Source organism: Pseudomonas vranovensis (assembly GCF_040438935.1).
GTDB lineage: Bacteria > Pseudomonadota > Gammaproteobacteria > Pseudomonadales > Pseudomonadaceae > Aquipseudomonas > Aquipseudomonas vranovensis.
In genome coordinates this window covers 1,796,760-1,820,148 of sequence record NZ_CP159259.1, presented here as the reverse complement: position 1 = coordinate 1,820,148, position 23,389 = coordinate 1,796,760, and the positions used below count along the sequence as shown (strand labels likewise).

General features: G+C 63.3%; 22 protein-coding genes and 1 tRNA gene. 11 read left to right on the top strand and 12 right to left on the bottom strand.

Annotation, left to right across the window (positions count from 1 at the left end; genetic code table 11):
* The first annotated feature begins 21 nt into the window (after positions 1-21).
* Genes ABVN19_RS08535 through ABVN19_RS08520 form a run of 4 tightly spaced genes read left to right on the top strand, consistent with a single transcriptional unit; the run spans position 22 to position 5,749 of the window.
* Complete coding sequence (locus ABVN19_RS08535; protein WP_028945083.1) at positions 22-1,557, top strand: TolC family protein; 1,536 nt, start codon at positions 22-24, stop codon at positions 1,555-1,557.
* Positions 1,538-2,320 carry an efflux RND transporter periplasmic adaptor subunit gene (locus ABVN19_RS08530; protein ID WP_051270638.1) on the top strand — a complete coding sequence of 261 codons (783 nt, stop codon included), beginning with the start codon at positions 1,538-1,540 and terminating at the stop codon, positions 2,318-2,320. The genes ABVN19_RS08535 and ABVN19_RS08530 overlap by 20 nt, the downstream gene beginning before the upstream one ends.
* Complete coding sequence (locus ABVN19_RS08525) at positions 2,307-3,653, top strand: HlyD family secretion protein (protein WP_028945081.1); 1,347 nt, start codon at positions 2,307-2,309, stop codon at positions 3,651-3,653. Before ABVN19_RS08530 ends, ABVN19_RS08525 begins: the two co-directional genes overlap by 14 nt.
* Positions 3,653-5,749, top strand: coding sequence for an HlyD family efflux transporter periplasmic adaptor subunit (locus tag ABVN19_RS08520; RefSeq protein WP_028945080.1), 2,097 nt, complete (start codon positions 3,653-3,655; stop codon positions 5,747-5,749). Before ABVN19_RS08525 ends, ABVN19_RS08520 begins: the two co-directional genes overlap by 1 nt.
* A 177-nt stretch (positions 5,750-5,926) precedes the next feature.
* Here ABVN19_RS08520 and ABVN19_RS08515 read toward each other — a convergent pair whose 3' ends face one another.
* A complete protein-coding gene (locus ABVN19_RS08515) occupies positions 5,927-6,805 on the bottom strand; it encodes a Dyp-type peroxidase (RefSeq protein ID WP_028945079.1) in 879 nt (292 codons plus the stop codon).
* Positions 6,806-6,999: 194 nt separating this feature from the next.
* On the opposite strand from ABVN19_RS08515, the gene ABVN19_RS08510 reads away from it, so the two are divergent.
* Complete coding sequence (locus ABVN19_RS08510; protein ID WP_105641345.1) at positions 7,000-7,572, top strand: HD domain-containing protein; 573 nt, start codon at positions 7,000-7,002, stop codon at positions 7,570-7,572.
* Here ABVN19_RS08510 and ABVN19_RS08505 read toward each other — a convergent pair.
* Complete coding sequence (locus ABVN19_RS08505) at positions 7,569-8,576, bottom strand: AraC family transcriptional regulator (RefSeq protein WP_105641346.1); 1,008 nt, start codon at positions 8,574-8,576, stop codon at positions 7,569-7,571. The two genes, ABVN19_RS08510 and ABVN19_RS08505, sit on opposite strands and share 4 nt — an antisense overlap.
* Positions 8,577-8,749: 173 nt before the next feature.
* Here ABVN19_RS08505 and ABVN19_RS08500 point away from each other — a divergent pair, with 173 nt between their 5' ends.
* Entirely contained in the window at positions 8,750-9,526 is a 777-nt protein-coding gene (locus ABVN19_RS08500; RefSeq protein ID WP_105641347.1) for a class II aldolase/adducin family protein, read from the top strand.
* Positions 9,527-9,572: 46 nt separating this feature from the next.
* Positions 9,573-10,469 carry a bile acid:sodium symporter family protein gene (locus ABVN19_RS08495; RefSeq protein WP_105641348.1) on the top strand — a complete coding sequence of 299 codons (897 nt, stop codon included), beginning with the start codon at positions 9,573-9,575 and terminating at the stop codon, positions 10,467-10,469.
* A gap of 29 nt (positions 10,470-10,498) precedes the next feature.
* Here ABVN19_RS08495 and ABVN19_RS08490 read toward each other — a convergent pair whose 3' ends face one another.
* The 8 genes from ABVN19_RS08490 to ABVN19_RS08455 all read right to left on the bottom strand — a co-directional run bounded on the left by ABVN19_RS08490 (position 10,499) and on the right by ABVN19_RS08455 (position 16,824).
* Entirely contained in the window at positions 10,499-11,317 is an 819-nt protein-coding gene (locus ABVN19_RS08490; RefSeq protein WP_105641349.1) for an AraC family transcriptional regulator, read from the bottom strand.
* Between the two features lies 1 nt (position 11,318).
* Entirely contained in the window at positions 11,319-12,236 is a 918-nt protein-coding gene (locus tag ABVN19_RS08485) for a pyridoxal-phosphate dependent enzyme (RefSeq protein WP_105641350.1), read from the bottom strand.
* Between the two features lie 73 nt (positions 12,237-12,309).
* Positions 12,310-12,777: a sterol desaturase family protein gene (locus ABVN19_RS08480; protein ID WP_028945074.1), complete on the bottom strand. Its 468-nt coding sequence runs from the start codon at positions 12,775-12,777 to the stop codon at positions 12,310-12,312.
* Between the two features lie 80 nt (positions 12,778-12,857).
* Positions 12,858-13,007 carry a hypothetical protein gene (locus ABVN19_RS08475; protein ID WP_158259218.1) on the bottom strand — a complete coding sequence of 50 codons (150 nt, stop codon included), beginning with the start codon at positions 13,005-13,007 and terminating at the stop codon, positions 12,858-12,860.
* Between the two features lie 146 nt (positions 13,008-13,153).
* Entirely contained in the window at positions 13,154-14,095 is a 942-nt protein-coding gene (locus ABVN19_RS08470; RefSeq protein WP_028945073.1) for an HlyD family secretion protein, read from the bottom strand.
* A gap of 3 nt (positions 14,096-14,098) precedes the next feature.
* Complete coding sequence (locus ABVN19_RS08465; protein WP_028945072.1) at positions 14,099-14,299, bottom strand: DUF1656 domain-containing protein; 201 nt, start codon at positions 14,297-14,299, stop codon at positions 14,099-14,101.
* Positions 14,289-16,436 carry an FUSC family protein gene (locus ABVN19_RS08460; RefSeq protein ID WP_028945071.1) on the bottom strand — a complete coding sequence of 716 codons (2,148 nt, stop codon included), beginning with the start codon at positions 16,434-16,436 and terminating at the stop codon, positions 14,289-14,291. Before ABVN19_RS08460 ends, ABVN19_RS08465 begins: the two co-directional genes overlap by 11 nt.
* 172 nt (positions 16,437-16,608) lie before the next feature.
* Entirely contained in the window at positions 16,609-16,824 is a 216-nt protein-coding gene (locus ABVN19_RS08455) for a hypothetical protein (RefSeq protein WP_084168007.1), read from the bottom strand.
* A 191-nt stretch (positions 16,825-17,015) separates the two neighbouring features.
* Here ABVN19_RS08455 and ABVN19_RS08450 point away from each other — a divergent pair, with 191 nt between their 5' ends.
* From ABVN19_RS08450 to ABVN19_RS08440, 3 genes are all read left to right on the top strand, one after another.
* Positions 17,016-17,927 (top strand): LysR family transcriptional regulator, encoded by a 912-nt coding sequence (locus ABVN19_RS08450; RefSeq protein ID WP_028945069.1) that lies wholly within the window; start codon positions 17,016-17,018, stop codon positions 17,925-17,927.
* Positions 17,928-18,036: 109 nt separating this feature from the next.
* Entirely contained in the window at positions 18,037-18,417 is a 381-nt protein-coding gene (locus ABVN19_RS08445; RefSeq protein WP_028945068.1) for a RidA family protein, read from the top strand.
* Positions 18,418-18,630: 213 nt separating this feature from the next.
* Entirely contained in the window at positions 18,631-20,625 is a 1,995-nt protein-coding gene (locus ABVN19_RS08440; RefSeq protein WP_105641351.1) for a U32 family peptidase, read from the top strand.
* 133 nt (positions 20,626-20,758) lie between these two features.
* Here ABVN19_RS08440 and ABVN19_RS08435 read toward each other — a convergent pair.
* A tRNA-Gln gene (locus tag ABVN19_RS08435) sits at positions 20,759-20,833 on the bottom strand.
* Positions 20,834-20,967: 134 nt separating this feature from the next.
* The gene (gene betT / locus ABVN19_RS08430) at positions 20,968-22,941 is read right to left on the bottom strand and encodes a choline BCCT transporter BetT (protein ID WP_028945066.1); all 1,974 of its coding nucleotides are present in this window, start codon (positions 22,939-22,941) and stop codon (positions 20,968-20,970) included.
* Between the two features lie 250 nt (positions 22,942-23,191).
* On the opposite strand from betT, the gene napE reads away from it, so the two are divergent.
* A complete protein-coding gene (gene napE / locus ABVN19_RS08425; RefSeq protein ID WP_028945065.1) occupies positions 23,192-23,362 on the top strand; it encodes a periplasmic nitrate reductase, NapE protein in 171 nt (56 codons plus the stop codon).
* Positions 23,363-23,389: the final 27 nt, after the last annotated feature.

Below are 23,389 nucleotides of genomic sequence, written 5' to 3'. Positions count from 1 at the left end.
GCCATTGACAAAGGACTGAATATGCCTAGACATGCGACCCGGTTTACGATTACGGCCCTCACTTCAGCCTTGTTGCTCAGTGCCTGTGCGTCGCTGGAACCCCAGGCCATCACCGAAGAGCAGAACCGCCAGCGCATCGTCGACGACCAGGCCCGCATGTACCGTGACCAGGAGCCGGTCACCACGCCTATCACCTTTTACGAAGCGGCGGCCCGGGCGCTGAAATACAACCTGGACTACCGCCTCAAGTTGATGGAAAGCGCCCTGGCCTCGGACCTGCGCGACGTCTCCAGCCACGAGATGTTGCCGCGCCTGGTGGCCTCTGCGGGCTATGCCGGCCGTAACAACGACTCGGGCGGTACCTCCATCGGTATCGAGGACCGCGAAGAGAGTTTGCGCCCTTCGACCTCCGAAGACCGCTACCGCACGCTCTACGGCCTGGGCCTGAGCTGGAGCCTGTTGGACTTTGGCGTGGCCTACTACCGCACCCAGCAGAAGGCCGACCAGATGCTGATGGCCGACGAGCGCCGACGCAAGGTGGCGCAGAACGTCCTGCAGGATGTGCGCAACGCGTATTGGCGCGCACTGGCCGCGCAACGCCTGATGCCTGAAGTGGACCAGTTGCTGGCCCGCACCCACCGCGCCCTGACCCAGGCCCGCGAAGCCGAGAACAAGGGCTTGCTGCCCCGCCAGGAGATCCTCGCCTACCAGCGCGCCCTGCTCGACTCGGTGTACCTGCTCACCGTCCGCCGCCAGGACCTGGAGTTCGCCCAGGCCGAGCTGTCGGCATTGATGTCGCTGCCGCCCAAGACCCGCATGGTCCTGGCCGACATGCCCGAGCCGCAATTGCCGCAGATCGGTGCCGGTATCGACCAGCTGGAGCTGCTGTCGCTGCAGAACCGCCCGGAGATCATGGAAGAGTGGTACCGCAAGCGGGTCAACGAGAAGGACCTGAAAATTGCCAAGGCGCAACTGTGGCCCAACGTCACGTTCGACTACGGCTACCGCTATGACTCCAACTCCCTGGCCTACAACAGCCACTGGAATGCCACCGGCCTGCAGGTGTCGATGAACCTGCTCAAGCTGCTGCAACTGCCCTCGCTCAACGCTGCCCAGGCGTCACAAGGCAACACCGACGACATGCGTCGGATCGCCCTGTCGATGGCCATTCTCACCCAGGTTCGGGTAGGCGCCCTGCGCTATCAGCTGGCACGCCAGGAGGTGACGTTCTCCGATGAAAGCCTGCGCGTCGACCAGAGTCTGCTCAACTACGCCCAGGCCGCGCAGCGCAACAACCTGGGATCGGAGCTCGAGCTGATCCGCGCCGAAGGTCGCTACCTGCTCTCGCGCTACCAGCGCGAGGCGGCGTTCTCCAGTGCCCAGGCGGCCTGGGGCCGGTTGTACAACTCCATCGGCCTGGACATCCTGCCGGCCGAGATCGACAAGCACGACGTAAAGACCCTGGCCAACGAGATTCACCGCACCCTCAATGAACAGGAACAAAAACGCCTGCTCGTCACCCAGCAAGGAACGCCTTATGCCCAACCGAGCTTGTGAATCTGCCGTGATGATTCTGTTGTCGCTCGCCACTGCCCTGCCCGCCTGGGCCGAAGACGCCCCCCAGGCCACCCATGTGCCGCCGCCCCTGGACGAGGCCGCGACCATTCGCGTGTTGCTGGCCCCGGAGCTGGAAACCACCCTGTCGAGCCAGATGGCCGGGACCCTGACCGAGCTCCGCGGCAGCTTTGGCCAGCGCGTGGCCAAGTCTGCCCCGCTGGCGCGGTTCAATTGCAGCGAAGCCCAGGCCCGGGCCAAGGTGGCCGCCGCCGAACTGGCCATGGCCCGGCAGAACCTGGACGCCAAGAAAAGCCTGCGCAAACTCGATGCGGTGGGCGATCTTGAAGTGTCGATGGCCAATACCGAAGTACAGAAGGCCGACGGCGCCCAGGCCATGGCCGCCGCGCAAAGCAGCTATTGTCAGGTGTTGGCGCCGTTTGCCGGGCGAGTCGCCAAGGTCCATGTAAAGCCCTACCAGACCGTGAGTGCCGGCACGCCGTTGTTCGACCTGGTCAGCGATGGCGACCTCAAGGTGCGCCTGAACGTGCCCTCCACCCGTTTGAAGCACCTCAAGCCCGGCATGCCCCTGGAGGTGAACATCGTTGAAACCGGCAAGCAGTACCCGGCACATATCAGCGTCATCAACGCCCGGGTCGATGCCGTGGCGCAGACCGTCGAGCTCGAAGCCCAGCTCGATAACAAGTACCCCGAATTGATTGCCGGCATGAGCGGCACGGCGCGGTTCCCCGATGACCATGAGTGAATCGCCCCCGCCGCTGAACCTGCTGCTGCAGCTGGGGGCCTTGCGAGACCGTGCCTTGCAGGCCGACTCGCTCAATGCCCTGAGCTTCTCCATGGCCAACGACCTGTACCCGCTGTTGGCGTTCCACCAGGCCCTGGTGTTCGCCCAGCGCGGCAAGCGCCTTGAGCTGCTGCAGGTCTCGGGCCTGACTCGCCCCAGCGAAGATTCGCCCTACCTGGTCTGGTTGCAGCGGGCCAGTCGCTGGGTTGCAAGCCAGGTGCCCGATGCCGCGCCTGTGTGGCTGACTCGCAACAGCGTGCCACCGCCCGCAGACATCGCCGACGGCTGGGATGAATGGTGGCCCGAAGGGTTGTGGTGCCTGCCGGTACACGCTCGCGACGGTGAGCGCCTGGGTATCTTGCTGCTGTTGCTGGAGCAGGCGCCGCCTGCACCAATGCAACAGGCCCTGCCTACACTGCTCGACACCTGGGGTTACTGCTGGACGGCGCTGAGCCGTCAACGCCGGCTGTTTCGCTGGGGCCTGAGCCGGCGCCAGGGCCTGCTGCTAGTGGCGGCGCTGGGGCTGTTGTTGCTGTTGCCGGTGCGCCAGAGCGCATTGGCACCGGCCGAAATCGTCTCGCGCCAGGCACAGATCATCAGTTCCCCCATTGATGGCGTGATCGACCAGATCCAGGTACGACCCAACCAGGTGGTCGAAGTGGGGACACCCTTGTTCTCCCTCGATGAGACCACCCTGCGCAGCCGCGCCGAAGTACTTGGCAAGGAGGTCGCGGTGGCCGATGCCGAACTTTCGGCAGCCAGCCAGCGCGCCTTCGACAACCCGCAAAGCAAAGGCGAGCTGACCCTGCTCGAAGGCCGCGCTCGCCAGCGCCGGGCCGAACTGGCAGCGGTCCAGGCCCAGCTCAAGCGCACCCGGGTGCTGGCGCCACGCAATGGCGTCGCGGTGTTCAGCGACCCCAACGACTGGCTGGGCAAACCGGTAGTCACCGGCGAGCGCATCATGCAGGTGGCCGACCCTGCGCAACCGGCGATGCTCATCCAACTGCCGGTGGCCGACGCCATCGCCCTGGAACCCGGGGCCGAGGTGACGTTGTTTCTGACCGCCTACCCCCTGACACCGCTCAAGGGCAAGATCCTCGAGACCAGCTACCAGGCCCGTAGTACCGACGACAATGTGGTCGCCTATCGGCTGCTGGCGAGCATCGACGACGCTTCGGAGCATGCTCGCCTGGGCCTGCATGGCACCGCCAAGCTGTATGGCGGCCGGGTCATGCTCGGCTACTACCTGCTGCGCCGCCCGATCGCAGCGGTACGTGCCTGGAGTGGCCTGTAATGCGCGAGCCCGCCGACCTGCCGTTGCCGCCCCTGCGTGAAGACCTGCGCCTGAGCGAGGCGTCCGAGGGCAGCAACGGCGAGCCGGCCTGGGTGATCCAGGACACGGTGATCAACCGCTTTTACCGGATTGGCTGGCTGGAGTTCGAGTGCCTGCTGCGCTGGGGCCAGACACCACGCCAGGTCAGCACCCAGATTGCCGAGCAGACGGCCCTCAAACCCGACGTCGATCAGGTGCTGGGGTTCCAGGCCTTCCTTGAACAGCACCAACTGCTGCGCGCGGGCCCCGAGGCGCTGGAACGGCTCAAGGCACGCGGCGAAGAGCGTACCTGGCTGAGCTGGCGCTGGTGGCTGCATCACTATTTGTTCTTCCGTATCCCGCTGGTGCGCCCGCAACACCACCTGCAGCACCTGGCCCAGTCACTGGGCTGGCTGTTCAGCCCGCTCACGGCACTGGTGGTCATTGCCTTGAGCGTGCTGGGGATCATTTTGGTGCTGCACCAGTGGGACACCTTCGTCCACGACGTGGTCGAGTCATTCTCGGTCGAAGGGCTGCTCAGCTTTGCCCTGGCCCTGATGGTCGCCAAGACCTTGCACGAGCTTGGTCATGCCCTGGTGGCAACCCGCCTTGGGCTGAAAGTGGGTCACATGGGCATTGCCTTCGTGGTGCTCTGGCCCATGCTCTACACCGACACCGGTGAAAGCTGGAAATTGCGCAAGTCGCAGCAACGCCTGGCCATCGCCGCCGCGGGGATCATCACCGAGCTGTCACTGGCAGGCCTGAGCACCTTGGGCTGGGCCCTGTGCGACCCAGGCCCGCTGCGCAATGCCCTGCTGTACCTGGCGACCACCAGTTGGGTGCTGTCTCTGGCCCTCAATGCCAGCCCATTCATGCGTTTTGACGGCTACTTCATCCTCTCCGACCTGCTGGATTTTCCCAACCTGCACGAACGCGCCTCGGCACTGGCCCGGGTCAGCCTGCGCCGCAACCTGCTGGGCCTGGACGAACCCTGGCCGGAACACTTTCCGGCCAGCAAGCGCCGCCTGCTGGTGACCTTTGCCTTTCTCACCTGGGCCTACCGGCTGGTGCTGTTCCTGGGGATTGCCCTGGCGGTGTACCTGTTCTTTTTCAAATTGCTGGGGATCGTACTGTTGGTAGTGGAACTGTCCTGGTTTATCGCCATGCCGATCTGGCGTGAACTCAAGCATTGGTACGCCCAGCGCAGCGCCGTGCCGCAGCGCCGGCGGTGGGTATTCTATGGCCTGCTGGCAGCGCTGTTGCTGCTGCTGGCAGTGCCTTGGCGCAGCCAGATCGACGCCGTGGGCGTGGCCCGTGCAGAACATCAGCTGCGGGTATATGCGCCCTATCCTGCCCGCCTGCAGTCGGTGCGTGGCGAGGGTACAGTCAAGGCCGGGGAAACCCTGGTGGTACTGGACGAGCCCGACATCGCCTCGCGCCTGCAGAGCAGCGAAGCCAATGCGCGCAGCTACCAGGCGCGCCTGGGCGGCCTGCTGGCCGAGCCGGGCGGGCTTGCCGAACAGGCAGCGACCCGTGAGCGTTTGCGCGTGCAATACGAAGAAGCGCGTTCGGCGCGTTCGGAAATCGCCCGCCTCAACCTGCAGGCACCGTTTGAAGGGCAATGGCTGGACGTCAACCCTGATTGGCGGCCAGGGCAGTGGGTGGGTCGCCAGGAAGCCCTGGGGGTATTGATCGACCCGCGCCACTGGCAGGTCGATGCCTATGTCGACCAGGACAAAGTGCATCGCCTGGTGCAGGGTGGCCGGGTGCGTTTTTATGCCGATGGGCAGCCCGCGCCGGTAAGCGGACAGGTGCTGGCCATCGCCAGCACCCGTACCAGCCAGCTCAGCCATCGGCTGTTGGCGTCACGCTATGGCGGGCCGTTGGCGGTGGCGGCGCATGAAAGCGCGCTGATACCGACGACTGCGGTGTTCCAGGTCTTGGTTCAGCTGGATGCGCCCTTGCCCTCGTTGCGCGAAACCCGGGGGCATCTGAAAATCGAGGGCGAGCGCCGCAGCTTGCTGGCCGATGGGGTGACGCACCTGATGGCCGTGTTCCTGCGCGAGAGCGGGTTTTGAACCCGACCAGTGGGGGAAACTGTGTTGAACCACGACCGCTGTGCGGTCGATCGCAGGCTGTCGCCAGCGGCAACACCGGTACTCTGTAGCCGCTGCCGAGGAACGAGACTGCGATCGGCCGCGTAGCGGCCGTTTTCCAGGCAACTCCAGATGTGCTGGCTATAGCGCCTACAGTTGTCAGCCCAGTAAGGCGCTGAGGTCCAGGCCGGCTTCGCACATCGGCGGGCACCAGTAGTAGCCGCCGGTGAGTGGTCGGCTGAAGCGGTACAACGCATCGACCACGCCATCTTCCAGACCGCTCATGCGCCGCAACTGCACTTCAAACGCATCGAACGAATGACCAAAAGCCAGAAAGGCCAGCCCGGCCCCGCGCTCGTCCGCCCAAGGCATCGACCGACGCACGATGAACGCCTCAGGCTCGAAGCTTTCCTGGGCAGTGCGTTTGACATGCGCCGACACCGGCGCATCATCCAGCTCCTCATTGTCGGACTTGCGTCGGCCAATGATGTCGTCCTGCTCAGCCTGCGGCAGTGCCTTGAAGCAGTCCAGGTCATGACGCCACAGCTGGAACGCAGCAAAGCTCGAACCACTCACCCCACGCACATCGCCAGCAACGATTGCAGCATCAATCGCGGCGTCTTCCACCGGGTTCTCGGTGCCATCTTCATAGCCGGTCAGGTCATGGCCACTCTTGTGGCGAAAGGCGTCGGTGGCCTCGACCAGCACAAACGCCGGCGCCAGCAGCTTTTCCAGGGCCTGGCTGAGCAACCACAGTTCACCGCGGTCATCGCCGCGCACCCACAACCACAGGTCGTGCTGGGTGCAAGGATTGTCGACGGCGGCGGTCAACTGCGGGAAGGCACGCAGGCCATCAATGCTACGCCCCAGCGCCTGTACCAGCGGCGCGCCGAAACCGGCCACCACACGGCTGCCATCTACCGCTTGCAGCAGTGCATCGAGCACGCCAGCGAGCACAGCCGGTGTGTGCAGGGCGAAAAACAGGTGACGGGCTTGAGCAGGAACGGGAGCGTCGAGAATGCCTGGCTGGAACTGCATCGGGTATCGGATCCTTGAGTAAAGCCGCGAATGCTACTGCCTGGGGCCAGGGTCTACAAGCGCGGCGCCTTGACGCAGGCGTGGCCAACAATGGCCAACAAAGATAACAACCTGGCGCCCGGAGCGATTGGGCACACGGCACGCGGCTTCTTATGCTCGGCCCAGCCACAACGGCATTGAACCTGGAGCCCAGCATGAACGCACGCGCGCGCTTTACCCACATGGACGACGGTACCGCCGAGGACTGGGCAATCATCGCTCGTCACTTTCCCGACTTCGCCGCCGGTTTGCCCGAGCGCATTCTCGCTCACCTGAAATTGCTCGAAGGCGATTTCGGCGGCTTTCCGGTAGACCGACTGACCCATTCCCTGCAGACCGCCACCCTGGCCTATCGCGCCGGTGAAGACGAAGAGTACGTGGTCTGCGCCCTGCTCCACGATATCGGCGACACCCTGGGCAGCTACAATCACGCCGATATCGGCGCAGCGATGCTCAAGCCCTTTGTCAGCGCCGAAAACCACTGGATGATCGAACACCACGGCATCTTCCAGGGCTACTACTTTTTCCATCACCTGGGCATGGATCGCTTTTTGCGCGAGCAATTCAAGCAGCACCCGCAGTACCTGCGCACCATCGAGTTCTGCGCCCGCTACGACGCGGCCGCCTTCGACCCGGCGGGCGAGACCCTGCCCCTGGCGTTCTTCGAGCCGATGCTGCACCGGGTATTTGCCCGTCCCCGGCAATCGCTGTACCTGGCCGCCTGCTAAGGCGCGCGGCTGGCACGGTAGTCGTTGGGGGTGGTGGCAAACCAGCGCCGGAAGGCGCGAAAGAAATTGCTCGGCGCAGAGAACCCCAGCAAATAGGAGATCTCCTGAAGGCTCAGCCCCGGCTGGGCCAGGTACTGTTCGGCCAAGGTACGGCGCGTGTCGTCGAGCAATTGGTGAAAACTGCTGCCCTCCTCCTGCAAGCGCCGCTGCAAGGTGCGCTCGGACAACAACAGGGCCTGGGCCATGGCTTCTCGACGAGGCTCACCCTGAGGCAGCAGGCGACACAGCAGCAAGCGCACCTGGTGCGTCACCTGGCCATCGGCGAAACGTGTCAGGTAGTCATCGGCAAAACGCTGGTGCAACTTGGCCAGGCCAGCATTGGCCGTAGGCAGCGGCGCCTGCAGGTCGGCGCGCTCAAAGCACAGGGCGTAGCGCTCGGCCTCGAACTGCAAGGGTGCCTGGAATACCTCGGCGTAGGGCCCGGGGTCCTGGGGCGCTTCACTGCGAAAACACACCCGCCGAAGCTGCAATGGCCGATTGGCCAACCAGCGACAGAACGCAAGAAAGTACGCCAGCGACCCTTCGGCACTTTGCCGGGTCGAGGGCAGACGGTCGCCATGAATGGCCAGCGTCAAGTCATAGCCTTCGTCCGTGGCCTGCAGGGCCAGGTCTGCCCCCTCGCCGATGATTCGCTGGTAGCGCACCAGGCTCTCGATACCCTCCAGCAATGTATGGCTGGACATCACCGCATAGCCCACCACATGAAAGGCCGATGGCCGGACGGCGCGGGCCATGCCAAGGCCAATGGCCGGGTTGCCGGTGCTCAGTGTCGCCTCCTGCCACAAGCGGGTCATGCCATCCTGGGGAAAGCGTGCATCGGCGTCGTTCAGGGCGGCGTAGTTCATGCCCAGGATCTGGAACAGTCGGCGGCAGTCCACTCCCTGGTGCTCAAGGGACTGGACGATAGTGCTGGCCCAATGGGAAGAGGTGGTGCGCTCGGTCATCAACGGACTCTTGTTCAAAACGTGCGCAGCATTTCTACACCACTGCCCGCACGCGAACAACCTCACCTGCCGGTTGACCCGCAAGGCTATCAGCTTGGCTGCCAAGGCGAGTTCCGCCCGGGTGCCGTGTGGCTAGACTCAGGGCCATACCCACAAGAACAAGGAAAGCACCGATGCACAGCCTGAAAACACCGGGTGATGTCCAGCAGCTAGTCTCGGCCCAGGAGTGGCAGACCCGCGTGGACCTGGCCGCCTGCTACCGCCTGATCGCCCTGCATGGCTGGGATGACCTGGTGTTCACCCATATCTCGGCCAAGGTACCGGGCACCGAAGATTTCCTGATCAACCCCTATGGGTTGATGTTCCATGAGATCACCGCCTCCAGCCTGGTGAAGGTCGATCTTGAGGGTACCAAGCAGATGGACAGCCCCTTTGAGATCAACCCCGCCGGCTACACCATTCACAGCGCCGTGCATGAGGTGCGCCACGACGTCAATTGCGTGCTGCATACCCACACCGCCGCGGGCGTTGCCGTGTCGGCGCAGCAGGTGGGGATCCTGCCGCTGTCCCAGCAGTCGATGTTCGTGCTCGCAAGCCTGAGCTACCACGACTACGAAGGCGTTGCCCTGCACGCCGATGAGAAGGCCCGGCTGCAGGCCGACCTGGGCCTGAGCCACTACATGATGCTGCGCAACCACGGTCTGATGACCTGCGCCGCCAGCGTGGCCGACGCTTTCCTGATGATGTTCATTTTCCAGCGTACCTGCGAGATCCAACTGATGGCCCAAGGCAGCGGCACGGCGCTGAGCGAAATCCCCAAGAGCATCCTCGCCGGTACCCAGGCCATGCTCGCTGGCGTGCTGCGCAGCAGCACCGGCATGGGCGGCGCCCTGCCCTGGCCGGCGTTGCTGCGCAAGCTCGATGAGCAGATGCCGGGCTACGCGAGCTGAGATCCTCGCCTACACTGGCGCACATCCCTTTGCGTGAGACCCGGACATGACTGCATCGCCTTTGCTAAGCGCCTTTCTGCCCATTGCCCTGGGCTTCATCATGTTGGGGTTGGGCCTGACCCTGACCCTGGCCGACTTTGCCCGGGTAGTGAAATTCCCCCGGCCAGTGCTCATCGGCCTGGCCTGCCAGATCCTGCTGCTGCCGTTCATTTGCTTCCTGATTGCCAAGGGCTTCGGCCTGGCCCCGGCACTCGCGGTGGGCCTGATGCTGCTGGCCGCCTCCCCTGGCGGCACCACGGCCAACCTGTTCAGCCACCTGGCCCACGGCGATGTGGCCTTGAACGTGACCCTGACCGCCGTCAACTCGCTGATCGCGATCCTGACCATGCCGTTGCTGGTCAACCTGTCGCTGGCCTACTTCATGACCGCTGACCAGGCCATCCCGCTGCAGTTCACCAAAGTGCTGCAAGTGTTCGCCATTGTGCTGGTGCCGGTGGCATTGGGCATGTTGATCCGCCGCCTGGCACCAGGCTTTGCGCAGCGCTCGGAACGGCCGATGAAACTGGTGGCGGCGCTGTTTCTGGTGTTCACCGTGGTGCTGGCCCTGGTCAAGGACTGGCAGACCGTCGTGGAGTACGCCCCGGTGGTCGGCGGAGCGGCGTTGCTGTTCAACCTGCTGAGCCTGGGCATCGGCTACTGGCTGCCGCGCCTGCTGAAGATCCCAAAACGCCAGGCGATTGCCATCGGCATGGAGATCGGCATCCACAACGGCACCCTGGCCATTGCCCTGGCATTGGCCCCGAGCCTGCTCAACAACTCGACCATGGCGATCCCGGCGGCGATCTACAGCCTGATCATGTTCTTCACCGCCGCAGCGTTCGGCTGGTGGGTTAGCCGCGAACCGATCCCGGTAGGAGCGGGCGTGCCCCGTGATGCGGACTGACTGTGTAAGTTGGCCTAGTGGCAAGCAAGTCAGCTCCCTGAGGCTTTGTGTATACCTGCGCCTCCGAGGGCACGAGGAGGCGCACCGTAGGTGCGGCGAAACAATCGGCTGAAATGCGCCTGGTCGTAAAAGCCCAGGTCCAGGGCAATTGCACTCAACGGCTGGCCGGCCAGCACCCGCGGCAAAGCGCGTTCAAGGCGCAGTTGGGTCAGCCATTGTTGCGGCGGCAGCCCGCAGTGATTACGAAAGCGGCGCAGCAATTGCCAGGGGCTCAGGTCAACGAACGCGGCCATTGCTTCCAGGCTCGGCGGCTGGTCCAGGCGAGACTCCAGCCACTCGCGCAACTGCTGCCAGCGCCTGGCATCGAAGCCATTGCCGTGGTCACTGACCGTAAGGGTGGAGCCCATCCCCAGCAACAGGGCCAGGGTTTCGTAAAGTTGGCTCTGGAACGCCAGCGGATCGTGTTGCTGGTGCAGGCCATTGAGCAACTGCTGCAAACGCGGGTGGCGCAGTTGCCTGGCATTGAGGGTGGGCAAGCCTTGGCGGCCATTGCTCAGGTCACGGCTGGCCTCGGCCAGCCAGATCGGGTCCAGGGTCAGGATGCGAATGCCATAGCCCTGGTCACTGGCACTGGCACCGTCGTGTACATGCTCCGGGGCCATCAGCAGGATGTCCCCGGCCCCGGCCAGCAGGCGTTCGCCACCGGCAGCGTAGCGTTGCTGGCCGGCGACGATCAGGCCGATGTGGTACTCCAGGTGGAAATGCCGGGGGAAGGCGAATTGCTGGTAACGGGCATCGATCAGGCGAACGCCTGGATGGCCCGGAGCCTGATGAACGACGCTTTCCAAATCAGCAGGTCGCCCGCCACTGGCGGATCTGGTCAACGGTCGCGGTCACCCCACCACAGACGATCACCAGCACCTTGGCATGGCGCTTGAGCGCCTCGCTGGGTGAATAGGCCAGCGCCAGCGCAGCGCCGCAGGCTGGCTCGACCAGCACGCGCTGGTCCGAGAGGAAGCGCTCGCACGCCTCCAGTGCAGCCTGATCGCTGACCACATGGCTGAACACAGGACGTTCCTGGCTCCACTCGAAGGCACGCTGGCACACCTGCCTGGTAGCCAGCGACGTGGCCACGGTGTTGACGCTGTCCAGTGCAACCCATTGCTTTTGCGCCATGGCCGCGGCCAGCGAGGCGGCGCCGGTGGTTTCTGCGGCAAATACGGGTACCTGCCCCAGGCCATTGCGCGCCAGGCCTTCGCACACACCACTGAACAGACCGCCCCCACCCACCGAAAGCACCACCGCATCGGGGGTGAAACCGCTGGCGGCGACTTCATCGATCATCGTTGCGTGGCCTTGCCACAGCAACGGGTCATCGAAGGGGTGGATATAGGCGTCATCATCGCCCAGCAGCGACAACGCCAGGGCGTTGGCTTCGTGCCAGGCCTTGCCATGAACGATCACCTCGGCCTGTTCCTGACGGATCAACTGCTTGGCCCGTTCGGTGGTGGTCTCGGGCACCACCACGGTGACGGCCAGGCCCAGGCTGCGGCCGGCATAGGCCACGGCGATACCGGCGTTGCCACCTGAAGAGGAAATGAAACGACGCTTGCCCTGCCTGGCATAGGTTTCACAGGCAGCGCCAATGCCGCGCAACTTGAACGAGCCCGACGGCTGCAGGGCGTCGAGCTTCAGCCAGATGTCCAGGCCGCTGGCCAGGCTCAGCGGGCGGGATGCCAGCAACGGGGTTTCGATATGCAGGCTCATGCGCTTACTCCATGTAGGGACCAGCTCCAGCGTACGCTTAACGAAGCGGGCAATCTTGTACGAAATTGCGCTCCTACTGGTGCTTGCGGCGCTCGCGCAGTTGGCGCTTCAAACGGTGCAAGGGCGGGGCATACAAAAAGCCGAACGATACACTGTTGTCCCGCCCCTTCAAGGCATGATGCAGCAAGTGCGCCTGGTACAAGCGCTTGAGGTAGCGATTGCGCGGCCGCGGCTTGAAGGGCCAGTGCCGGTGCACGATGCCGTCGTGCACGATCACATAGATGACCCCGAATGCTGCCACCCCTGCCCCCACCCATTGCAACGGCGCATGACCGGCGCGGCCCAACGCCACCAGGGCAAAGGCGATCAGGGCCAGGGCTGCCAGGTAGACATCATTGGTTTCCAGCGCGCCCAGGTGCGGCTCATGGTGCGAGCGGTGCAGGAACCAGCCCCAGCCGTGCATGATGTAGCGATGCGCCAGGTAGCCGACGCCCTCCATGGCCGTCAGGGTGCAGAGAAATACCGCGAGGTTGAAGATCATCGAAGGGTGTGCGGGTCGACAGAGACAGAAAGGGCGAAAAGCCTACCACCAAGGTGCCATCGGGCACACCCTGCTGTCGGTTAAAAACGACTGAACGTCGCGTGTTCAGTGACCTTGGGCAGGTAGAGACTGGTGATGGACAGCTGTTGCGGGGCCGGGGCGGGCGCGGTGGAAGCGGTGGCGGCACCCACCAGCACAATGACAACCAGGGAAAAGACATAGTGGCGCATAACGGAGCTCCTGCACCCGGGCGCAGCCTGGGTGGTGAGTTTTATTGTTGTTACGCACCACCTTGAACCCTTGTGCGGGCAGCGTCTTGTCTTTGTGCGCCAACGCTTTATCTTTTCAGACCAAGCCGATGAACTGCCGCGGCCTATCAATCGCGCACGGTAACGGTCGCGGTGGTACCGGCGCGCAAGCTGGCTTTGCCGGCATAGGCCGGGTCGATCTCGATCCGCACCGGCACCCGCTGGGCCAGCTTGACCCAGGTGTAGCTGGGGTTGACGTTGGCCAGCAGGCGGTTGCCCAACTCGTTCTCGCGGTCGGTGATGGCATAGGCAATGCTCTGCACCTTGCCCTCGAAGCGCTCTCCGCTCATCAGCGCGATGTCCACCCGGCTACCGGGGTGAATGCGAGGCAACTTGGTTTCCTCAAAATAGCCACTGACATAGAACGAGGCGCTATCGACCAGCGCCAGCAAGGCAACACCACTGCTGGCATAGTCGCCCTGGCGGGTCTGCAGGTTGGTGACGAAGCCTGTGACCGGCGAAACGATGCGCGTGCGTTCAAGGTCCAGTTCGGCCTGGGTCAGCGCCGCGCTGGCCAGGCGGCTGTTGGCCAGGGCCAGGCTCAGGTCCGACTGCCCACGCATCAGTTCGGCCTGGGCCACGGCGACATCGGTGCTGGATTTTTCCCATTCTTCCCCTGAGATCGCAAAGCCTTGCTTCAAGGTGCGCCGACGCTGCTCCTCGCTTTGCCGTTGTTTGAGCAAGGCCTGGCTCGAGACGATCTGCGCCCGCGCCTGGCCTTCGCTGGCCTGGGCCACTTCGACGGCGCGCCGGGCATGTTCCACGGCCAGGGTGTAGCGCGCCGGGTCGATTTCCAGCAGTAGATCGCCCTGGTTCACATGCTGGTTGTCTTGCACGTGCAGCGCAGTGATGCGCCCGGACACATCGGCCGACAACGTCACCACATCTGCCCGCACCCGCGCATCGCGGGTCCAGGGTGCGCGGGTGTAGTGCTCCCAGGCGAACCAGCCAAGCACCAATGCCAGTGCCACGATTGCCAGGGTCGAGGCCTGGGCCAAAAACGTCTTCAAGGTTCAACTCCCCATGAACAGGATGATCAAGGCACAAAGGCAGGTGTAGAGCGCGCCTTCGAACAACGCCGGGTGCCACACCCGTTGCATCACACCCAGGCGCTGCAACAACCACAGCAGCACAAACAACAAGGGCACGGCCAGCAACAAGGCCTGGGCAATCGGTGGCAGGTAGACGCCACCGATCTCGAAATCAATGGGCAAGGGCCGGCTCTCCTTCGGCAGCGGGATCGAGGTAGGTGCTGTAGTGACGCAGGAACCCGGCAATCACCAGCAGCGCAACGCGAATCCTGAACAGCGAGCGCAGTTGTTCAGCAGGCGCGTCAAACTGTTCGCTGTGCAGCGTATCGAGGTCCTCACCCAACACCTGCAGGGTTTCGAGCAATGCGGGTAATTGGCCCCGAGTGCGCCCGGCCACATAGCGACCGGTGTTGCGTAGCACCTGTTCAAGACGTTCGCGGGTCGCCTCGGCCAACAGCAGGTTGCTGCGGCCCTGCTCCTGCAACTGGCGCAGGGCCACGCCAAGGGCCATGCATGCCAGGTTGACCTCGAACAGCGCCTTGGAGCGCGCATCCTGGGTGGCCGGCAGCAAACCCAGGATCAGGGTCAGGCGGTCGACCATGCGGCTTTCGAAGGCAAACTGCCGCTCATCGCTGGCGGGCCCCTTGAGCAAGGCGTAGACCTGCTCGCGGGTCTCGCGGAACAACCGCTCAATGCGCAATTGCGGGTTGAACGGAAACAGCCAGGCGTACACCAGCAGCGACAGTACCCCACCACAGATATAGGCGCCGGCGAACTCGAACCACTGGATCGCGGTGTTCTGCCAGGCACCGATGTTCTGCGGCCCGAACAGCAGGAAGCTGGACAGGCCCAGGCCCATGCCGATGCCGGCGGTCATCGGGGTAGAAAGCCCCACGGCGACCACATACAGCAACGGCAGCAGCAACAATGCGAGCATCTCGAAGTCCACCACTTGGGGAATCAGCCAGAACTGGTACAACGCCGACACCAGCAAGGCCATGCCCAACCCGCGCATGTAGTTTTGAGCCGCCATCAAGGGGCGTGGGAAGGTCGCCATCAGCGAACACAGGATGCCGACCAGGATCACGCCGGCGCGGGCGCCGTCCCAAGCCGTTTCGATCCAGATCAAGCCGGCGACCAGCAAGGCGATGAAGGCACGGCTGGCGTTCATCGCCGCCAGGCGAAAATCCAGGTGCAGCGGGTTGGTCAGCGGCTGGCGGTAGACACAGTCGCCTGCACGCCCTTCCTGGATGGCGTCGCTCAGCTCGAGCATTTCGCCCAGTTGCTCCAGCAAGCGCGCCTGTTCCCAGCGCAGGGCCCAGGCGAGCGAGCGCAGGGTCGGCGGCAGGTCGTGCTGCAGTTGTTCTGCCTGCAGGGCGGCCTGGTCGAAACGACGTTGCAAGGCGCTGAAGTGTTCGCGGGCGCTGGCCGGCATGGCCCTGCCCTGTTGCGCCAATTGATCGAGAAAGGCCAGTTCGTCAGTGAGCAGGCGACTGATGAAATCGGGGTACGCGCCCTGCCAGCGCTCGGCAATCATCAGCTTTTGATTGCGCAGTACAGTCAGGCGCGAACTGAGCAGCACCAACTGGTTGCCCAGCAACTGCACCAGCCCGTTGGCACCACGCAAGTGCGGAGCGTCGAAGTACAGGTGGCGGCGCAATCCTTCCAGGGCGCTGATCTCACCGAGAATCTGCATTTGTCGCTGACTGAACGCGGCGCTGGTTTCTTCACCGCGAATGGCCGCTGCCGCGTGGGCGGCCATCAGTTTGATCAGGTTGTCGACTTTGGCGAAATACCCCGTGGCCACCGCCTGGGGCCGGGCGCCGAGCAGGCTGACGGCGCACACGCAAGCCACCGCAAGCAAGGTTTCGGTGAGCCGGGTAATGGCCAGCATGAGGGTGTTGCCCTGTTCGGGAATTGCCAGCATGGCCACCACCACGGCGGTGAATCCGCTGAGTACAAAGGCATGGGAACTGGTGTAGCGCAGCAGGGTGCCCCCGGCAGTACACAGTGCCAGCCATAGTGCCAGGGTGACGATAAAAGGCACGGGCGCCTGGGGAAACAGCACCATGATCAGCACCGCCACCGCAGCCCCCACGGTCGTACCGACCACTTGGGCGAAACTGCGCTGCAGGGTCATGCCACCCAGCGGCTGGCTGACGATGAACACGGCCATGATCGACCACTTGGGTTGGTCGAGGTCGAAGACAAACGCCAGGTACAACGTCAGCAAGCAGGCGACGATGGTTCGCAGGGCGAAACGAAACGTGTCCGGCCCTGGGTGCAGGACCATCCGGAAATAGTTGATCAGTGGTTGCATACCGCTCCCTCGACACACCGTGTTACTTACCTTAGTCACAGTGATGGGCGGGCGGAAGCGGCAGCAGCATTTCAGAGCGTTGCATGGATGGAACGGTGGGTGGATTTTCGCAGGGCAAGCCCGCTTCCACGCGGGCTACCCGGGGGATTGCGGGAGCGGGCTTGCCCCACGATCAACGGCGATCATCCGACAACGGCGTTGGTTGATCCGGTTCAGGCAGCCGGTCGTCAAGATCCGGATCATCCGGCACACGCTCGACATCCTGCGGATGCTCGCGCCGTTGCGGATCACCGTCGACATTGGGGTCGGTGACCGGGTCATGTTCGCGTTGCGGATTGTTCAGTGGATCCTTCCAGAGCGGATCATCTTCAGGACGTGGAGTGCTCATGGCAGATACCTCGAGAATCCGGCCGGGTGAAATCCTGGCCGTATGCGTTGGAACGGCACCACCACACCGCGTGCCGTCGAGGCGATCAATGGTTGCCCAGCGAAAATATGCTCAGTGCCCAGCAAAATCCGCTGTAGGACACAGCGCCCGGCGGGGTATCGTGTAGCAAAACAATCAGCCAGAGGTACGCTGTGGCGTCCTATACCTTGCGTCAGTTGAAGTACTTCGTCACCACCGTCGAATGCGGCAGCGTGGCCGAAGCATCGCGCAAGCTGTACATCGCGCAACCGTCGATTTCCACCGCGATCAAGGGCCTTGAGGACAGCTTCGGCGTGCAGCTGTTCATCCGCCATCATGCCCAGGGTGTCTCGCTCACACCCAGTGGCGCCCGCTTCTACCGCAAGGCCCAGGAACTGCTGCGCATGGCCCGGGAGTTCGAGCAGAACGCACTGGCCGACAATGATGTGGTGTGCGGGCAGATCGACATCGGCTGCTTCGAGACCGTCGCCCCACTCTACCTGCCGCGCCTGATCAAGGGCTTTCATGAACGCTTCCCGGGGGTGGAGATCCGCCTCCAGGACGGCGAGCAGCAGGAACTGGTGCAAGGCCTGACCGGTGGGCGTTTCGACCTGGCGATTTTCTACGACCATGACCTGGACAGCACCATCGAAACCGAAGCGCTCATGGCGCCGCAACGTCCCTATGCCCTGGTGCCGGTCGGACACCGCTTTGCCGGCCAAGCCCAGGTGTCGCTGCGTGACCTGGCCCTGGAGCCGATGATCCTGCTGGACGTACAGCCCAGCCGTACCTACTTCGTGAGTATCTTCGAAGAACTGCAACTGACCCCCAACATCGTCTTCAGCTCGCCTTCGATCGAGATGGTCCGCGGCATGGTCGGCCAGGGCTTCGGCTTTGCCTTGCTGGTGACCCGCCCGAACCTGACCTGCACCTACGACGGCCAGGAGGTGGTGTGCGTGGAGCTGGCCGAAGATGTCACTGGCTCCGGGCTGGTGGCCGGATGGTTGAAGCGAGCCCAACTGACCAAGCCTGCGCAATTGTTCGTCGAATACTGCAAGGAACAATTCACCGCCTGGCTCAAGTGATCGCGCCCGCGCCCGCGCCTGCACGCTGCCCGGGCAACAGGATTTCCGAGCACAGCATTGGCCATGGGATTAGACTGGGCGCCTTTTTCACCTTGAACACGAGGTTCTCATGGCCAACCACGACATCACCTACGTCCCGGACCCTGACGCAGACTCCATTTCCAGCGACGTGACCGGCTTCGGCGGCCTGCTGGTCTCCACCCAGATCCCGACCCGTGCCGACGGTAGCCTGGAGCTGGGCGACATCACCGCCCAGAGCGAATGCACCCTTGAGGCGCTCAAGGTGGCACTGGAACGTGCCGGCAGCTCCATGGACCGCGTACTGCACCTGACCATCTACCTCACCGACATGGCCGACCGCCCGGCCTTCAATGAGGTATACAAGCGCTACTTCGCCAAGCCCTGGCCAGTGCGCGCCGCCGTCGGCGTGGCAGCCCTGGCCGCCGAAGGCATGCGTGTGGAAGTGACGGCCATGGCCGCCAAGGCCTGAAGCACTGCCCCTTGTAGCCGCTGCCGCCAGGCTGCGATTGGTCGCGCAGCGGCCGTTACTCTGCAATGGCGACTGCTTTGCAGTCGAACGCAGCCTGGCGGCAGCAGCTCCGGCAAGAAGCCCCCCTGCACCACCGGGCAGCATTCGAGTGCCCTCCCCACGTTTCGCCGCTACAATGCGCGCCTTGACCGTGACAGCCTGACTAAAAAAACCATGTCCCTGCCCAAACATCATCTTGAACTGCTCAGCCCTGCCCGCGATGTGGCCATCGCCCGCGAGGCCATCCTGCATGGCGCCGACGCCGTGTACATCGGTGGCCCAAGCTTTGGTGCGCGCCACAACGCCTGCAACGAGGTGAGCGAAATCGCCCAGCTGGTGGAGTTCGCCCGGCGCTACCACGCCCGCATCTTCACCACCATCAACACCATCCTGCACGACAACGAGCTGGAACCGGCCCGCAAGCTGATCCACCAGCTCTACGATGCCGGCGTCGACGCGCTGATCGTCCAGGACCTGGGTGTGATGGAACTGGACATTCCGCCGATCGAACTGCACGCCAGCACCCAGACCGATATCCGTACCCTTGGCCGGGCCAAGTTCCTCGACCAGGCCGGTTTCTCGCAACTGGTACTGGCCCGCGAGCTCAACCTCAAGGAAATCCGCGCCATTGCCGATGAAACCGATGCCGCCATCGAGTTCTTCATCCACGGCGCGCTGTGCGTGGCCTTCTCCGGCCAGTGCAACATTTCCCACGCCCAGACCGGCCGCAGTGCCAACCGTGGCGATTGCTCCCAGGCCTGCCGCCTGCCGTACACCCTCAAGGACGAAAAAGGCGGCGTGATCGCCTACGAAAAGCACCTGCTGTCGATGAAGGACAACAACCAGAGCGCCAACCTGCGCGCCCTGGTCGAGGCCGGCGTGCGCTCGTTCAAGATCGAAGGCCGCTACAAGGACATGGGCTATGTGAAGAACATCACCGCCTACTACCGCCAGCGCCTGGACGAAATCCTCGAAGACCGCCCGGACCTGGCCCGCGCCTCCAGCGGCCGCACCGCGCATTTCTTCCTGCCCGACCCGGACAAGACCTTCCACCGCGGCAGCACCGACTACTTTGTCAGCGAGCGCAAGATCGACATCGGCGCCTTCGACTCGCCAACCTTCACCGGCCTGCCGGTGGGCGTGGTAGAGAAAGTCGGCAAGTGCGACCTGATGGTCGTCACCCATGAGCCGCTGTCCAATGGCGACGGTCTCAACGTGCTGGTCAAACGTGAAGTGGTGGGCTTTCGCGCCAATATCGCCGAGCCCAAGGGCGAGTTCGATGAAGACGGCGAGAAACGCTACCGCTATCGCGTAGAGCCCAACGAGATGCCCAAGGGCCTGCAACTGCGCCCCAACCATCCGCTGAGCCGCAACCTGGACCACAATTGGCAGCAAGCCCTGCAGAAGACCTCTGCCGAGCGCCGTGTGGGCCTGACCTGGGTGGCGCAGCTGCGCGAAGACCGCCTGCAGTTGACCGCCACCAGCGAGGAAGGCGTCAACGCCAGTGTCTCGCTGGACGGCCCGTTCGGCGCGGCCAACAAGCCGGAGCAGGCGCTTGAGCAACTGCACGACCTGCTCGGCCAGTTGGGTACCACCCAATACCACGCCACCGACATCAAGCTCGATGCACCGCAGGCGTACTTCATCCCCAACTCGCAACTCAAGGCCTTGCGCCGCGAAGTGATCGAGGCCCTCACTACCGCCCGCGTTGCCGCCCACCCACGCGGCGCGCGCAAGGCCGAGACCGATCCTGCGCCGGTATACCCCGAGTCGCACCTGTCGTTCCTGGCCAACGTGTACAACCAGAAGGCCCGCGACTTCTACCACCGCCACGGCGTCAAGCTGATCGATGCGGCCTACGAGGCACACGAGGAAACCGGCGAAGTACCGGTGATGATCACCAAGCACTGCCTGCGCTTCTCCTTCAACCTGTGCCCCAAGCAGGCCAAGGGCGTGACCGGCGTGCGTACCAAGGTTGCGCCGATGCAGCTGGTACATGGCGATGAGGTGCTGACGCTGAAGTTCGACTGCAAGCCGTGCGAGATGCACGTGATCGGCAAGATGAAAGGCCACATCCTCGACCTGCCGCAACCCGGCAGCGTGCAACAAGTGGTAGGCCACATCAGCCCTGAAGACCTGCTCAAGACCATCCCGCGCGCGCCTCACTAAGCGACGGGCCAGCACGGCGCTGTGAGGGCGCCGTGCTGGTCTGCACGGGTCAAGAACGAGAGAGGCAGAAACAGGAACACCCCGGCGTTCTGGCAGCTGTTGCTGCTGAACGACCGGGGTGCTCTTGAGAATATGGCAGGGGCGGCTGGATTCGAACCAACGCATGGCAGGATCAAAACCTGCTGCCTTACCGCTTGGCGACGCCCCTGTAGCCCTTGCAGTCGGCTACGTGATGGCCTGTGCAAGAATGCGCGTAAATTTACCAACATTAATGCGCCTTGGGAAGCCCCCTCTGCAAAAAATATCAGTGTAAACAGCTGCTTACTGCCAACAAGGGCGGGTTTATCGCACCACATGCAAGTAATGCAGGTGCCGTTCGTACTGATCGAGGATGTCACCGATCACATCTTCACGGCTCCAACCCATGATGTCGTAGTCCTGCCCGCCCTCACGCAGATGCACTTCGGCACGGAAGTACTTGCGCCCATCCGATCCTTCATCCAGGTCGCGCAGGATAAAGCCCGGCGTAGAAAACGCGCGGGTGCGCACCTCATACAAAAAGCGGCCTTCGCCGGCGTGCTCCAGGTCCAGCGCTATCACACCCTCCTTCTCCGCATTCACCGACACCTCGTAACCCTGCTTGCGCAACTCCGCAGCCACCTCATCGAACGCTGGCTTCACCACCTCGTCAATGAAGCGGCTCACATGGGCCCTGCGCGGCATCATCGCGATGCTGCGCAAGCGTCGCTGCCAACTGCCATGGGACTGCTTGGCGTGGCGGGCCGACGGCAGCGCCTGATGGCGCAGGCCACGGCGAGTGGCATCCAGGTTCAGGGCCTTGAACAAGCCCCAGATCGACGCCAGCAAGATCATCGAGAACGGCAAGGCGGTGGCAATGGTGGCGGTCTGCAGGGCCTCAAGGCCCTTGGCCAGCAACAGCGTAATGGCCACCACGCCAATGCTCACCGACCAGAAAATCCGCTGCCACAGCGGCGAAGCCTGCTGCCCCGACGACGCCAGCATGTCGACCACCAATGCCCCCGAGTCGGCCGAGGTGACGAAGAACACCACCACCATCAGCACCGCGACAAATGACACCACCCCTGAAAACGGGAAGTGCTTGAGAAACTCGAACAACGCCAGTGATGTGTCCTTGTCGATGGCAGCGGCCAACTCCTTCACTCCGTCGTTGAAGATCATATGGATGGCCGAATCACCAAACACAGTCATCCACAACAAGGTGAAGCCGGCCGGCACGAACAATACGCCGCAGACGAACTCGCGAATGGTCCTGCCGCGCGAGATACGCGCGATGAACAACCCCACGAACGGCGACCACGACAGCCACCAGCCCCAGTACAGCAAGGTCCAGCCACCGATCCAGTCGGTCGGCTGATAGGCATAGAGGTTGAAGGTCTTGTTGACGATGTCCGACAGGTAAGCACCGGTGTTCTGCACGTAGGTCTGCAGCAGGAACACGGTGGGCCCCAGCAGCAGCACGAACAGCATCAGCACAATGGCCAGGCCCAGGTTGAGCTCCGAGAGGATGCGAATGCCCTTGTCCAGGCCGCTGGCCACCGACAGTGTGGCCAGGGCGCAGGTCACGGCGATCAGCGCCACTTGCACCGTGACGTTGACCGGAAGACCGAACAGCAGGTGAAAGCCGCTGTTGATCTGCAGCACGCCATAGCCCAGCGATGTCGCGACACCGAACACCGTGCCCAGAATGGCGAAAATATCGACCATATGGCCGATCGGCCCGTAGATCCGCTCACCGATCAGCGGATAGAGCGCCGAGCGCAGGGTCAGCGGCAGCCCGTGGCGAAAGCTGAAGTACGCCAGGATCAACGCGACAATCGCGTAGATCGCCCAGGCGTGCAGGCCCCAATGGAAAAAGGTGATCTTCATCGCCTCGCGCGCCGCTTCCACCGTACCGCCCTCGCCCACGGGCGGAGAAGTGAAGTGCATTACCGGCTCCGCCACACCGAAGAACATCAGGCCAATGCCCATGCCGGCAGAAAACAGCATCGCAAACCAACTGCTGTTGCGGTAGGTCGGTTCGCTGTGGTCCGGGCCCAGCTTGATATCGCCATAACGACTGACTGCCAGAAACACCACGCTGATCAGGATCAATGCCACGGCCAGGATGTAGAACCAGCTGGCGTTGATCAGGATCCACTGCTGGACCTGGCCGAACACCGCCTGCGCCTGGTCCTGGAAGATCACCGTGTACAGCACGATCAACGCGATCAGCAGCGCACTGGTGTAGAAAACCGGTGGATTGAGTGTGGATTTCGGCTTGGAAGGGACATCCATTTGGCGGGGCACTCCGATGACTCGCTGCGGGTAAGGCGGCTGGAGTATAGACCAGCACTTATTGCCTATTCAGGACCATGAAAAGCCAGTGAATCATAATTGTTATTATTATCGCTTGCTGTCGGCGCTTAGTTATCTTCTCCATTAATGATCTGGGTCAACGGGCCGTCGGTCGCCCTGCGCTTTTATCCGCAAACCCTATCCACCTGTTGATCTACGCTCAATCAACAGTTCGGCTGGAGAACATTCCATGTCATTGGCTGAAGAACAAAAAACCACGCGCCGCAAGGAAGCCAAGTTGTTCATCTTTCTTGTCGCCTTCCTCTTTCCCTTGCTGTCGGTGGCCATCGTCGGCGGCTACGGCTTCATCATCTGGTTTTTGCAAATGCTCTACGGCCCGCCTGGGCCGCCCAACGGATAGACCTCCCCCTAGCGCGTCTATTGGAGC